The organism is Hyphomicrobiales bacterium, from assembly GCA_016710435.1.
In the GTDB taxonomy this organism is placed as follows: Bacteria; Pseudomonadota; Alphaproteobacteria; order Rhizobiales; family Aestuariivirgaceae; genus Aestuariivirga.
Window position 1 is genome coordinate 1,125,416 of sequence record JADJVV010000001.1, and the last position, 13,684, is coordinate 1,139,099.

14 protein-coding genes are annotated in these 13,684 nt (G+C 64.5%); 12 read left to right on the plus strand and 2 right to left on the minus strand.

Features of this window, described 5'->3' with window-relative positions; all coding sequences use genetic code 11:
* Positions 1–6: 6 nt before the first annotated feature.
* From preA to IPM06_05490, 5 genes are all read left to right on the plus strand, one after another.
* Complete coding sequence (gene preA / locus IPM06_05470) at positions 7–1,317, plus strand: NAD-dependent dihydropyrimidine dehydrogenase subunit PreA (GenBank protein ID MBK8769862.1); 1,311 nt, start codon at positions 7–9, stop codon at positions 1,315–1,317.
* A 286-nt stretch (positions 1,318–1,603) separates the two neighbouring features.
* On the plus strand, positions 1,604–2,434 hold the full coding sequence (locus tag IPM06_05475) for a universal stress protein (GenBank protein MBK8769863.1): 831 nt from the start codon (positions 1,604–1,606) through the stop codon (positions 2,432–2,434).
* 10 nt (positions 2,435–2,444) lie between these two features.
* Positions 2,445–2,816, plus strand: coding sequence for a hypothetical protein (locus tag IPM06_05480; GenBank protein ID MBK8769864.1), 372 nt, complete (start codon positions 2,445–2,447; stop codon positions 2,814–2,816).
* A 103-nt stretch (positions 2,817–2,919) separates the two neighbouring features.
* Complete coding sequence (gene leuB / locus IPM06_05485) at positions 2,920–4,032, plus strand: 3-isopropylmalate dehydrogenase (protein ID MBK8769865.1); 1,113 nt, start codon at positions 2,920–2,922, stop codon at positions 4,030–4,032.
* Positions 4,032–4,949 carry a galactose mutarotase gene (locus tag IPM06_05490; GenBank protein MBK8769866.1) on the plus strand — a complete coding sequence of 306 codons (918 nt, stop codon included), beginning with the start codon at positions 4,032–4,034 and terminating at the stop codon, positions 4,947–4,949. The genes leuB and IPM06_05490 overlap by 1 nt, the downstream gene beginning before the upstream one ends.
* On the opposite strand, the gene IPM06_05495 is transcribed toward IPM06_05490, so the two are convergent.
* On the minus strand, positions 4,925–7,144 hold the full coding sequence (locus IPM06_05495; protein ID MBK8769867.1) for a primosomal protein N': 2,220 nt from the start codon (positions 7,142–7,144) through the stop codon (positions 4,925–4,927). The two genes, IPM06_05490 and IPM06_05495, sit on opposite strands and share 25 nt — an antisense overlap.
* A 54-nt stretch (positions 7,145–7,198) precedes the next feature.
* On the opposite strand from IPM06_05495, the gene pabB reads away from it, so the two are divergent.
* From pabB to IPM06_05530, 7 genes are read left to right on the plus strand one after another with little or no spacing between them, the layout of a single operon-like run.
* A complete protein-coding gene (gene pabB / locus IPM06_05500; protein ID MBK8769868.1) occupies positions 7,199–8,566 on the plus strand; it encodes an aminodeoxychorismate synthase component I in 1,368 nt (455 codons plus the stop codon).
* A complete protein-coding gene (locus tag IPM06_05505; GenBank protein MBK8769869.1) occupies positions 8,563–9,120 on the plus strand; it encodes an aminodeoxychorismate/anthranilate synthase component II in 558 nt (185 codons plus the stop codon). Before pabB ends, IPM06_05505 begins: the two co-directional genes overlap by 4 nt.
* Positions 9,117–9,953 (plus strand): aminotransferase class IV, encoded by an 837-nt coding sequence (locus IPM06_05510; GenBank protein ID MBK8769870.1) that lies wholly within the window; start codon positions 9,117–9,119, stop codon positions 9,951–9,953. The genes IPM06_05505 and IPM06_05510 overlap by 4 nt, the downstream gene beginning before the upstream one ends.
* 3 nt (positions 9,954–9,956) lie before the next feature.
* Positions 9,957–10,607: a fructose-6-phosphate aldolase gene (gene fsa, locus IPM06_05515; protein ID MBK8769871.1), complete on the plus strand. Its 651-nt coding sequence runs from the start codon at positions 9,957–9,959 to the stop codon at positions 10,605–10,607.
* Positions 10,604–10,906, plus strand: coding sequence for an antibiotic biosynthesis monooxygenase (locus IPM06_05520; protein ID MBK8769872.1), 303 nt, complete (start codon positions 10,604–10,606; stop codon positions 10,904–10,906). The genes fsa and IPM06_05520 overlap by 4 nt, the downstream gene beginning before the upstream one ends.
* Before the next feature lie 37 nt (positions 10,907–10,943).
* A complete protein-coding gene (locus tag IPM06_05525) occupies positions 10,944–11,870 on the plus strand; it encodes a tyrosine recombinase XerC (protein MBK8769873.1) in 927 nt (308 codons plus the stop codon).
* 36 nt (positions 11,871–11,906) lie between these two features.
* Positions 11,907–13,247, plus strand: coding sequence for an FAD-binding oxidoreductase (locus IPM06_05530; protein ID MBK8769874.1), 1,341 nt, complete (start codon positions 11,907–11,909; stop codon positions 13,245–13,247).
* A 9-nt stretch (positions 13,248–13,256) separates the two neighbouring features.
* Here IPM06_05530 and IPM06_05535 read toward each other — a convergent pair whose 3' ends face one another.
* On the minus strand, positions 13,257–13,652 hold the full coding sequence (locus IPM06_05535; protein ID MBK8769875.1) for a response regulator: 396 nt from the start codon (positions 13,650–13,652) through the stop codon (positions 13,257–13,259).
* Positions 13,653–13,684 lie beyond the last annotated feature (32 nt).

Below are 13,684 nucleotides of genomic sequence, written 5' to 3' on the forward strand. Positions count from 1 at the left end.
AACCCCATGGCAGACCTCCGCAGCACCTTCATCGGCGTCAAGTCGCCCAATCCCTTCTGGCTGGCCTCGGCCCCGCCCACCGACAAGGAATACAACGTCGTCCGTGCCTTCAAGGCGGGCTGGGGCGGCGTCGTGTGGAAGACGCTGGGCGAGGAAGGCCCGCCGGTCGTCAACGTCAACGGTCCCCGCTACGGCGCCATCCACGGCCCGGACCGCCGCCTGCTCGGCTTGAACAACATCGAACTGATCACCGACCGGCCGCTGGAGGTGAACCTCCGCGAGATCAAGAAAGTGAAGCGCGAATGGCCCGACCGCGCCATGATTGTCTCCCTCATGGTGCCCTGCGAGGAAGAGCCGTGGAAGAAGATCCTGAAGCGCGTCGAGGAAACCGACGCCGACGCCGTTGAACTCAACTTCGGCTGTCCCCATGGCATGAGCGAACGCGGCATGGGCGCCGCGGTGGGCCAGGTTCCCGAATACATCGAAATGGTGGCGCGCTGGTGCAAGCAGCACTCGCGCATGCCGGTGATCGTGAAGCTCACGCCCAATATCACCGACATCCGCTATCCCGCGCGCGCAGCCCTGCGCGGGGGTGCTGACGCTGTCTCTCTCATCAACACGATATCCTCCATCGTGTCGGTGGACCTCGACAACTTTGCACCGGTGCCCACCATCGACGGCAAGGGTTCGCACGGCGGCTATTGCGGCCCCGCGGTGAAGCCCATCGCCCTCAACATGGTGGCCGAGATCGCCCGCGACAAGGAAACCCGCGGGCTTCCCATTTCGGCCATCGGCGGCGTCACCACCTGGCGCGATGCGGCCGAATTCATCTCCATGTCGGCGGGCAACGTGCAGGTTTGCACGGCGGCCATGACCTACGGCTTCCGCATCGTCGAGGAAATGAAAGCGGGCCTCGCGCGCTGGATGGACGAGAAGGGCTACCGCACCATCGACGATTTCCGCGGCCGCGCCGTGCCCAACGTCACCGACTGGCAGTACCTCAACCTCAACGCCATTTCGAAGGCGAAGATCGACCAGGACCTCTGCATCAAGTGCGGGCGCTGCTTTGCCGCCTGCGAGGACACTTCGCACCAGGCGATCATGAAGGAGAAGGACGGCAACCGCCACTTCGAGGTCATGGACGACGAGTGCGTGGCCTGCAACCTCTGTGTGGAAGTCTGTCCAGTCGAAAACTGCATCACCATGGTGCGGCAGACGGGCGGCGTCGACCCCCGCACCAACAAGCCGATCTCACCCGACTACGCCAACTGGACAACCCACCCCAACAATCCCATGAGCCGCAAGGCGGCCGAGTGAGACGCTTTGAGGCCTCCATCCGGTGCTCCGCGCAAGCGGTCATTGGGAGATCGCACTTCATCCGGGGGTTGCGCCATCTCTGCCAGCTCAAGTCTGCCGCGAGAGTGTCTTCCGGCATTTGCATGGTATGGTGAATGCAGTGAAACCTTTGCCCGTTCCATCAATTTGGAATGGGAGGGCCGTCTCAACCGGACGTCTGCGGCAAATGCGCCGCAGGGCTTGCTCCAGATCAAGGCGGCCTCATGTTTGACGGGGGAGAATTCCCCGTGCCTGAAGGAGGACTGTCATGGCCTATAAAACGATTCTGCTTTGCCTCACCGAGATTGACCGCGTGCCGCAACTGGTGGCCGCCGGCCGCAAGCTCGCTGCCGACCATGACGCCCATGTCACCGGCCTCTACATCATCCCCGGCATCCAGGTTTATCCCAATGCGGGCCTCGCCGCGGTGCCGGACGTCTATGACGGCAACCGCAAGCACTTCATCGCCAACAAGGCCGAAGTGAAGGCCAAGTTCGAGGACACCATGAAGGCCGAGGGCCTGTCCTTCTCCTTCCAGGAAGTGGATGCCACGACGCCGCTTCTCTCTTCCGCCGTGGTGGAACAATGCCGCAGCGCCGACATCGTCGTCGTCTCCGCCGTCAACCCGGATGAATCGCTCGGCGCCGAATATGATTTCGTGCAGCGCGTGGTGATCGCCGCCGGCCGCCCGGTGCTGATCCTGCCGCGCACCGGAACGGCCGAACTGAACTACACCGAAGCGATTGTCGGCTGGGATGGTGGCCGCGAAGCCGCCCGCGCCGCCTTCGATGCCGTGCCGCTGCTGAAGAAAGCGAAACGCGTTCAACTGGCCCGCGTCGATGAGCCCGCCCGCGGCCAGATGGGCGGTGCCGACATTGCCGAAGGCCTCGCCCGCCACAAGATCAAGGTCGAAATCCTCAGCATTTCGTCCGATGGCATGAGTGCGGGTGCCACGCTGCTGCGTTCCGCCAACGACCAGGGCGTGGGCCTGCTCGTCATGGGCGCCTATGGCCACAGCCGCTTCGCCGAATTCGTTTTCGGCGGCGCCACCCGCCACGTCATCCAGCATCTCGACCGCCCGGTCCTGATGTCGCACTGAGGAGGCCACCATGTCGCTCTCCAAGATCCGGCTGGAACTGGCCCGCTGCAAGGAACACCCCGACGGCGCCCACGACATCGGTTACGAATTTGCAGCACCTCTGAAGGAGGACGGCCGCATCGATGCCGAATCCTGGGGCAAGAATCGCGACCACTGCCGCGTGCGCCGTTTCCGCCCCGGCGAGGAGGATGACATCGGTCACCTCCTGCACAAGCGCGGCGGCTCCTGGGCCTTCCACTACGACATTCATTCGGATGAGGAAGAGGACGAGGCCGGCTACCGCTTCGGCGATCATGCCTTCCGCCTCGGCGAATACGTGTCGGTACGCGAGGATGACGAGCTGATGCCTTACAAGGTGGTGCGGGTGACGCCGGTGGCGTGACGGCAGGGTGCGTGACGGGGCTCTCCGCCGCAAGCTGCGCTTGTCTTGACGCCTTGAACCCGCTACCTCAGCCCGCGAAATCAACCTTTTCGCGAGCGCTGCCATGGCTTCCTACAATCTCCTCTATCTCCCCGGTGACGGCATCGGCCCTGAAGTCATGGCCGAAGTGAAGAAGATCGTGGCGTGGATGAATGCGCAGGGCATTGCCAGGTTCGAGACCGACCAGGGCCTCGTCGGCGGGTCCGCCTATGACGCCCACGGACAGGCCGTATCGGATGCCGACATGGCCAAGGCGCAAGCCGCCGACGCCGTGCTCTTCGGCGCGGTGGGCGGGCCGAAGTGGGACAAGGTGCCCTACGATGTGCGCCCCGAAGCGGGCCTGCTGCGCCTGCGCAAGGATCTTGGGCTTTTCGCCAACCTGCGCCCCGCCATCTGCTATCCCGCACTTGCCGATGCCTCTTCACTGAAGAAAAATGTGGTCGAAGGCCTCGACATCCTCATCGTCCGCGAACTGACGGGCGGCGTCTATTTCGGCGAACCCAAGACCATCACCGATCTCGGCAACGGCCAGAAGCGCGGCATCGACACGCAGGTCTACGACACGTTTGAAATCGAACGCATCGCCCGAGTCGCCTTCGACCTCGCCAAGACGCGCAAGAACAAGGTCTCGTCTGCCGAGAAGCGCAACGTCATGAAGACGGGCGTTCTGTGGAACGAAGTGGTGACGCGCATCCACAAGGATGAATATCCCACGGCCCAGCTTGAGCACGTGCTCGCCGACAACTGCGCCATGCAATTGGTGCGCTGGCCGAAACAGTATGACGTGATCGTCACCGACAATCTCTTCGGCGACGTTCTCTCTGACGTGGCTGCCATGCTCACGGGCTCGCTCGGCATGCTGCCGTCCGCTTCGCTCGGCGCACCCGATGCCAAGACCAAGCGGAGAAAGTCGCTCTACGAACCGGTGCATGGTTCGGCCCCCGACATTGCAGGCACGGGTGCGGCCAATCCCATTGCCATGATCGCGAGCTTCGGCATGGCGCTCCGCTATTCGCTCAACATGGGCGACTGGGCCGACAAGCTGGACGCCGCGATATCTGCCGTTCTGGCGCAGGGCCTGCGCACCAAGGACATTGCCAGCGACGCAAGCCCCGCCAATGCCACGACAACGCAGATGGGCGAGGCCATTCTCAAGGAACTTCAGAAGGCCGGGTGATGATCACGCTGTCCTCGCCCGGCATCACGGTGGCGCTGCACCCCATGGGCGCACGCATCGCTTCCTGCGTGGTCGATGGCATGGAGACGGCCTTCGGCTCCGGGCCTGAGAGCTGGATCATGAGCGGTGACATCTATGCGGGCGCCATCTGCGGCCGTCACGCGGGGCGGATCAGCAATGCCACCGTTGCGCTGGACGGCAGAACCGTGCACCTCACGGCCAATAGCGGGCCGCATCAATTGCACGGCGGCGATACGGGATTCCACGCCCGCCGCTGGGACTGGCTGCGCGACGGCAACCGCGTGACCTTCTATCTCAATTCCGCCGACGGCGAGGAAGGCTATCCCGGCAATCTCGATGTGAAGGCGGTTTACGCGTTGTCCGGCAACCGCCTGGCGCTGACACTCGAAGCCCGCACGACACGGGCCACGGTGTGCAATCTCACCAACCATGCCTATTGGAATCTGGCAGGCGGGGGCTCCGTGCTGGACCATGAATTGCATGTGATGGGCGAGAATTATTTTCCGCTTGGTGATCTGCTCTTGCCGCTGGGCCGGATCGAGCCGACCGCCGGCACGCCCTTCGATTTCCGCAAGGCCCGCGCCATCCGCGAGGATCATGATTTCTGCACAAAACTTTCAGGCGTGCGCGGCCACATGAAGCACGGCCTCACCTTGCGCGATCCCAGCTCCGGCCGCCGCATGGAGGTGTGGACGACGGAAGGCTGCATGCAGACCTATACGGCGATCCATTGGCAGCCGCAGATGCTGGGGCATACAGGCCCGCTGCAACCCGCCCACGCGCTCGCCATCGAACCGCAGAACGTGGCGGATGCGCCCAACAATCCGGCCTTCCCCTCCTCCATCCTCCGCCCCGGCGAAGTCTATCGCAATCACATGGAGTGGCGGTTCGGCTGAAAATGCCAACCAGCAATGATCCACTGTCCCTGGCATGATGGGGCGGCAGCAACATGCAGGGCCAGAGAGCCTTTCACCTTCGTGTCCTTGAGCCACAGCCGCAGGAAGGCCTGGATATCCACGTCGCGTCCGGCCTTTACCAGCAGCCGCCAGCGGTGACGGCCGCGGATGACCGATATGGGTGCCACCGCCGGGCCCAGCACCTGCACATCATCCGTTGGCGGAATATTCCGCGCCAGTGCCTTGGCAAAACGTTCGGCTGATGGTGCGTCCGTATCCGACACGATGATCGCGGCGAGCCGCCCATAGGGCGGCAGCCCCGCGCCCTGCCGGATCAGTTTCTCCTGGGCGTAATAAGCATCGCGGTCACCGCTGGCCAAGGCCCGCATCAGGGCATGCTCAGGCGAATAGGTCTGCACGAAGGCCCGGCCCGGACGCTCGCCGCGTCCCGCACGGCCTGCGACCTGCGTCAGCAAGGCCCAGGTGCGTTCGCCGGCGCGCGGATCGGAGGATTCCAGGGCGAGGTCGGCGTCCACCACGCCCACACAGGTGAGGTGCGGGAAGTGATGGCCCTTGGCCACCAGCTGCGTGCCGATGACGAGATTGTGCAGGCCATCCGCCACGTCGCGCAGCACATCGCGCAGCAACACGCCCCGCGTGATGTCGCTGGAGAGGATCGCCATGCGCGCCTCGGGGAAATGCTTGATCGCCTCTTCGGCCAGCCGCTCCACGCCCGGTCCCACGGGCACTAGTTTCCCCTCCGTGCCACACTTCGGACAGGCGTTGGGAACGGGCTCCTGATGGCCGCAGTGATGGCACTGCATGAGGCGGCGAAAGCGATGCTCCACCATGGAGGCCGCGCAGTTGGGGCAATCGAGATGATGCCCGCAGGCGCGGCAGAGCGTGAGCGGCGCATAGCCCCGGCGGTTGAGAAAGAGCAGCGCCTGTTCGCCCGCATCGAGCGCCTTCTTCACCTCAAGCAGCAACGGTTCCGACAGCCACGAACCGCCCGGCACCTGCGCTGTGCGCATGTCGATCAGATTGATCTCCGGCAACTCGGGGCGGCCGTGACGGTCCGAGAGCTTCACCGTCGCGTAGCGCCCCCGGTCCACGTTGACGAGGCTTTCGAGCGACGGCGTGGCCGACGACAGGATGACCGGGAAGCGGGCCAGCGCGCCGTAGAGCACCGCCATGTCGCGCGCGTGGTAGGTCACACCTTCATCCTGCTTGTAGGCACCTTCATGTTCCTCATCGACAACGACAAGGCCGAGGTTGCACCAGGGCAGGAACAGGGCCGAGCGCGCACCGACCACGATCTTCGCCGAACCATCCGCCACGCCCCGCCAGGTGCGCTCGCGCTCGCGTGGACGCAAATCGGAATGCCATCCCGCCGGCTCCACCCCGAAACGCCGTTCGACGCGCGCCAGGAAGGACGCGGTGAGGGCAATTTCGGGCAGTAACAACAGCACCTGCCTGCCCTGCCGCAAGGCTTCGGCAATGGCCTCGAAATAGACCTCGGTCTTGCCCGACCCCGTGACGCCGTCCAGCAGCGTGACGCTGTGCCTTGCCGCCTGCACCGCCTCGCGCAGGTGGTCTGCGGCTGCCGTCTGGTCCGCCGAGAGCGCATAGGGTGCCTCATCAGGATCGGGTTCCGGGAAGGGACGCAAGGCAGGGAGAGCCACCTCTTCCAGCGCCCCGTCGCGGGCCATGGCCTTGACCACGGAAGTTCCCACACCCGCCGCCTGTGCCAGCGCGCTCGCGGGCAGCGGGAAGCCGTCGCGCAGGATTTCCAGCACGCGCTGGCGCTGCGGCGTCATGCGCTTGGGCAGCGCCGCTCCCAGCCTGTAGGCCACCTGGGCCCGCGGCGGCTCCAGCGCGGCCGGCACACGAAGCGCCATGCGCAGCACATTGCCGACCGGTTCGAGATAGTAGGCCGCCAGCCACTCGATGAACTTGCGGTGCGTGTCGGGCATCGGCGGCGCATCGAAACGCTGCACGACATCGCGCAGACGCATGTTGGTGGGAACCGCGGGCCGCACCTCCCAGACGACGCCGATGTAGCTGCGCGGTCCGAGCGGCACCTCGACATAGTCACCGGCCGCAAGGGCAAGTCCCGCGGGCACGCCATAGCTGTAGGCCTGCGCCAGCGCGAGCGGCAGCAGGACCTCGGCGACCATGGCGGAAGGAGACGGCATACCGTCAGGAATAGACATGGCAGGCCATTGCTTCCAGCCTTATATCAGCCGGTCATGACCGAAGCCCGCCCGCGTCCGGCGCCACCCTTCGTCCGCGAGATCATCTACGCGGAACCCTTTGCCATGGCGCGGCGGCTGAAGGGGGCACGCGCCCTCACGCTGCTCGAAAGCGTGCAGCGCCACGAGCATCTTGGCCGCTATTCCTTCCTCGCGTGCGATCCCGCGCAAACGCTGGTCGTGCAGGACGGCAAGGCGCTGCTCGATGGCACGCCGCAGGACCATGAGCCTTTCGCCGTGCTGCAAGACCTGCTGGCCGCACAGCCCCGCGCCCATGTGGCAGGACTCCCGCCGTTTCAGGGCGGCTGGGCCGGATACATTTCGTATGATTACGGCCGCCATCTCGAACCCAAGGCGCGCATTCCGGCCTTCCAGCCCCTCTGCCCCGACATGGTGATGCACCGCTTCGACACGGTGATCGCCATCGACCATCTGCAGGAACGCGCCTGGATTTTCGCAGGCACCTCAGCCGATGCGGATGCGCTGGAGCAACGCCTGCGTCCGCGCCAGCAAGCGCTGGGGAATGGCACGGTGCCGGACCTTTCCGCGCAGGTGACGCGCGACACGCATGAACGCAACGTGGCGCGCACGGTCGACTACATCCTCGACGGCGACATCTTCCAGGCCAACATCACGCAGACCTTCGCCGCACCTGAGCCCGCGGGCTTCGACAGCTTCGCCCTCTATGAGCGCTTGCGCCAGCGCAACCCCGCGACCTTTGCGGCGCTGCTTGACTATGATGACATCAAGATCATCTCGTCCTCGCCCGAACGTCTTGTCCGCTTCGACGGCGAAACGGCAGAGGCGCGTCCCATCAAGGGCACGCGCCGCCGCGATGCCGACCCCATGCGCGATGAGGCGCTGGCGATGGAGTTGCAGGCCTCCCGCAAGGACCGCGCCGAGAACGTGATGATCGTCGACCTCCTGCGCAACGATCTCTCCCGCGTGGCGCTGCCGGGCACGGTCAAGGTGCCGGTGCTGTGCGGGCTCGAATCCTACGCCAACGTGCACCATCTCGTGTCCGTGGTGCAGGGCGGCCTCAGGCCGGGCAAGACGGTTGTCGATCTTCTCGCCGCGGTCTTCCCCGGCGGCTCGATCACCGGTGCACCGAAGATCAGGGCCATGGAGGTGATCGCCGAACTGGAGGCAGCGCCGCGCGGCGTCTATTGCGGCTCCATCGGCTACATCAGCTTCAGCGGCCATTGTGACTTCAACATCGCCATCCGCACAGTGCAGGTGGCGGGCGGCATGGTGCGCGTGCAGGGCGGAGGCGGCATCACCGCGCGCTCGCAACCCGCCGCCGAATATGACGAGAGCCTCACCAAGATCGCCCGCATCCGCGCCGCGCTGGAGGATGCGCCATGATCCTCATCGTCGACAACTACGACAGCTTCGTCCACAACGTCGCCCGCTACTTCGAGGAACTGGGCGAACGCGTATTGCTCCGCCGCAATGACGAGGTGAGCCGCGGCGATCTCAAGGCCAAGGCCATCGTCGTCTCGCCGGGCCCCTGCGCCCCACGCCAGGCCGGACAATCCCTCGACATCGTGCGCGAACTCTCCGGGCAGGTCCCCATTCTCGGCATTTGCCTCGGGCATCAGGTGATTGGCGAAGTCTTCGGCGATGTGGTGACCCGGGCGAAGAAGGCCATGCACGGCGACAGTTCCGAAATCACCCATGACGGCTCCGGTGTCTTCGAAGGCCTGCCGCAGCGCTTCAGTGCCGGACGCTATCATTCCCTGATCGTCGAACCGCGCGACGGCTCGCCGCTCACCATCACCGCGCGGAGCGAGGAAGGCGAAGTCATGGGCCTCCGCCACAGGGATCATCCCACCTACGGCGTGCAGTTCCACCCCGAATCCATTCTTACGGAACATGGCTACGAGATGCTTCGCAATTTCCTCAAGGTGACGGCATGAAGCGTGTCTGGTTCAAGGGCGGTTTGTACGACGGTGACATTGCGCTCTCGCCTTTTGACCGGGGCCTTACCCTGGGCGATGGCCTGTTCGAGACCATGCTCGTGCTGAATGGCGTGGCTCTTGATCTGCAGGATCATCTCGCCCGCCTCGCGGCCAGCGCGGCGGAACTCGGCATAGCCTGTCCACGTGATGAAATAGCCCATTCCGTTGCCGTGCTGTGCAAGGGCGTGGCGGCCCATCACGTCCTGCGCCTCACTTTGACGCGAGGCTCCGCCGGACGGGGACTGGCGACCGATACGGATGACTTCACCTACATCGCGACATTGCAACCCTTCAACGCCGCGCTGATGTTCCGGCCGACGGAGCTCCGCCTCGTCTCGGTGTGCCGCAACGACACCTCCGATGCCTCGCGCATGAAGACCACATCCTACATGGACCAGATTCTCGCCGCGCGGGAGGCACAGGCCGAGTCGGCCGCCGAGCCACTGATGTTGAACACCAGGGGCCGCGTCGCGTCATCCACCATCGGCAATGTCTTTCTCACCTTCGGCACGACACTGGTCACGCCATCGCTGGACCAGGGCATCCTCCCCGGCATCATGCGCAAAAACGTGATAGGCGTTGCAGCCCGCGCCGGATTCTCCATCGCGGAGCGTCCCGTCGAAGTGCCCGAACTCGAGAAAGCAGATGGCGTCTTCCTCACCAACAGCCTCCGCTTTCTCTGTCCTTCGCCCCGCCATGGGCGGAAGGACTTCGCACCCATCATCGAACTGCTGTGCGCGCAGGCGAAAGCCGCCTGCGGCATGGACCCCCGCATCAAACCTGAGGAGTAAGTCATGAAATTCTTTGTCGACACCGCTGATATCGCCGAGATCAAGGCCTGTCACGATATGGGCCTCGTGGATGGCGTCACCACCAATCCTTCCATCATCGCCAAGTCGGGCCGCAAGATCAAAGAGGTGATCGCGGAAATCTGTTCCTTCGTGGAAGGCCCCGTCTCCGCAGAAGTGACGGCACTCGATTATGACGGCATGATCCGCGAAGGCAACGAGCTGCGCGCCATCGCCAAGAACATCGCCGTCAAGGTGCCGCTGACGCCCGCTGGTCTCAAGGCCTGCCGCGCCTTCCGCGAGAAAGATACCATGGTGAACGTGACGCTCTGCTTCTCGGCCAACCAGGCCCTGCTTGCCGCAAAGTCCGGCGCCACCTTCATCTCGCCCTTCGTCGGCCGCCTCGACGACATCGGACTGCCCGGCATGGACCTCATCAGCGAGATCCGCACCATCTATGACAACTACGGTTTCGATACGAACATTCTCTCGGCCTCCATGCGGACCGTGAACCACATCAAGGAAGCCGCATTGCTGGGTGCCGATTATGTCACGGCCCCGCCCGCCACGCTGAAGGCGCTCTATGCCCATCCGCTCACCGACAAGGGCCTGGAAGCATTCCTCGCCGACTGGAAAAAATCAGGGCAGAGCATTTGATCACCGAGCATGCAGTCCTGCAGGTGAAGGCGGGGCAAGCCCACGCCTTCACGGCGGCGCTCCGCCAGGCGGAGCCGCTGATTGCCGCCACGCCGGGTTTCGTTGGCATGGAGGTGCTTCCCTGCGTCGAGACGCCGGACCGCTTTCTGCTGCTGGTCCGCTGGGAAACCGTGGAGGCCCACGAAACGGGATTCCGCCAGTCGCCACGCTATGCCGCATGGAAGGCGCTGCTCCATCATTTCTATGATCCCTTTCCGGTGGTGGAACATTACGCGCCTTCCGTGACCAGCGGCGGGTAACGCCCCGGCAAGGAGTTGAGGGTAGCCTCGCTGGCCCATGGACCTCACCCAATTCCACCTCGCTCCCGATGCCGCCGGAATTGCCGGCAAGTGGCTGCAGTCGCTGGCCTCCGAGCGCCGCCTGGCGGTGAAGTCGCGCGAGGCCTATGCGCGCGATCTCATGCAGTTCGCGGCCTTCCTCGCTGAACATCAGGACCGGCCCGCCAGCAAGGCCGATCTCGCCGCGCTGGCGCTGGGTGATTTCCGCGCCTTCCTGGCCCGCCGCAAGGGTGAGGGCATCGCCAGCCGCTCCGTCGCCCGCCAGGTGTCGGCCTTGCGCTCCTTCTTCCGCTTCGCCGAACGCAACGGCCATTTCGTCAATCCAGCCTACGGGGCGTTGCGCACACCGAAGCTGCCCCATGCGATTCCCCGACCCCTCGCCGAAGACGCCGCCCGCAACACCGCCGACCTGTCGGCCGCCTTTGAGCCGGGTTGGGTGGGATTGCGCGACCGTGCCGTGCTGACGCTGCTCTATGCCTGCGGGCTCCGCATTTCAGAATGCCTCGGCCTGACACCGGATTCCCTTGCAGCCTCGCCCATGCGGGTGCGCGGCAAAGGCGGCAAGGACCGCCTCGTCCCCGTGCTGGAGAGCGCCAGGGCCGCCGTTGCGGCATACCAGGCGGCGTGTCCCTTTGACCTTGCCCGCGACCAGCCCCTGTTCCGGGGCGAAAAGGGTGGACCTCTGTCACCCCGCATCGTGCAGCTGCTCATGGAAAAGCTGCGCGGCGCCTTGTCGCTCCCCGATACGGCAACACCGCACGCGCTCCGCCATTCCTTTGCCTCGCATCTCCTCGGCAACGGTGCCGACCTCCGCGTCATCCAGGAATTGATGGGACACGCCTCGCTTTCCACGACGCAAGTCTATACCGAGGTCAACCGCGCCCATCTGCTGCAGCAATATCGCAAGGCTTTTCCCGGCGCTTGATCTTGCCCGGATCAGCGTCCTGCTCTACCAAGCCTCATGCGCGGCGCCCTTCCCTCACTCGACATCGTAACCCCCAACGACAATTTTCCCGAAAAGGCCGATGCCGTCATCGTCGGCGGCGGCATCATCGGCGTCATGACGGCGCTGGAACTGTCGGAACGCGGATTGTTCGTGGTGGTGGTGGAAAAGGGCGAGATCGCCTGCGAGCAGTCCAGCCGCAACTGGGGCTGGGTGCGCCAGATGGGCCGCGACCCCCGTGAACTTCCACTGATCCTCGTGGCGCTGGAAAAGTGGCGCAAGATGAACGAGCGTGTTGGCGCGGAAACGGGCTTCCGCCAGAGCGGCATCCTCTACATGAGCGAAACCGACGAACAGTTCGCGCAGAAGGAAGCCTGGCACCGCGACAATGCCGTGCCGAACAAACTCAACACCCGTCTGGTGAATGCAAAGGAAGTGGCGGCTCTCGCGCCCGGTTCGCTCAAGGCCTGGCGGGGCGGACTCTTCACCGCCGAGGATGGCCGGGCGGAACCCTCGATCGCCGTGTCCGCCATGGCGCGGGCCTTGCAGAAGCGCGGCGGACTGATCTTCACCCACTGCGCCGCCCGCGGCATTGAAACATCCGCCGGCAAGGTCTCGGCGCTTGTCACCGAGAAGGGAACGATCCGCACCGATACGGTTGTCGTCGCTGGCGGCTATTGGTCACGCGCCTTCCTGCGCAATGCCGGGGTCAAATTCCCCCAGCTCGGTGTCGTCTGTTCGGTGCTGCGCACGGCGCCGCGTGATGCCGGCCTGAAGCACACCATTTCCGGTGGCAAATATACCGCGCGCCGCCGCCTCGACGGCGGTTACACGATCACCCACAACCATCTCTCCGTCGCGGAACTCACTCCCGGACATTTCCGCCAGTTCATGAAATTCCTGCCGCTGCTCCGCCTCGACTTCGGGGGCGTGAAGATCAGGATGGGCAGCCGCTATGTGCGCGAACTCATCATGCGCAAGCGTTGGGCGCTCGACCAGATTTCTCCCTTCGAGCGTTGGCGCATTCTCGATCCCAAGCCCTACAACGGCATCCTGCGGGAAGCGCTCTCGGCGTTGCAGGCGGATTTTCCCGCCTTCCAGGGCATTGAAGTGGTGGAGCGCTGGGCCGGCATGATCGATGCAACGCCGGACGCGGTTCCGGTTTTCGATGCCATTTCCAAGGTTCCGGGATTGTTTGTGGCGTCGGGACTCTCGGGCCACGGATTCGGCCTTGGACCAGGTGCGGGCCAGCTGATGGCGGAGATCATCACGGGCGAGAAGCCCTGCGTCGATCCCACGCCGTTCAGGCATGGACGTTTCGGCTGGTTCTCCAGACCGGCACCGACGACGGGACTTTAGGAAGAGGGATCAGGCCGCCTTGGCCGAGTGCTGCAAGGCACGCTCAACGGTGTTGAGCAATTCCTGCGGCTGCACGGGCTTGCGCATGAACTCGAACACCTTGAGGCCGAGCGCGCGAAGCTGGGTCGAGCGTTCCACATCCGCCGTCACCATCACGATCGCCGCGTTGGAGCCCATGGCCTGCAGGGTCTCCACAACATCGAGGCCGTTCTTCACGCTGCCGAGGCGGAAATCAAACACACCCACGGCGAATTTCTGATCCACCGCAAATTCAACGGCACTTTCCGGATCGGCAAAGCCTTTCACCCGGTAGCCCACATCCGCCAGCAGTTCGGCGACGCTGGTCAAAAGATCAACGTCGTCATCCAGAACCATCACATCGACATTCTTAACGTCACCAGACATGGCCATCCCTCGTTTCTTGTTAGGACGAGTTT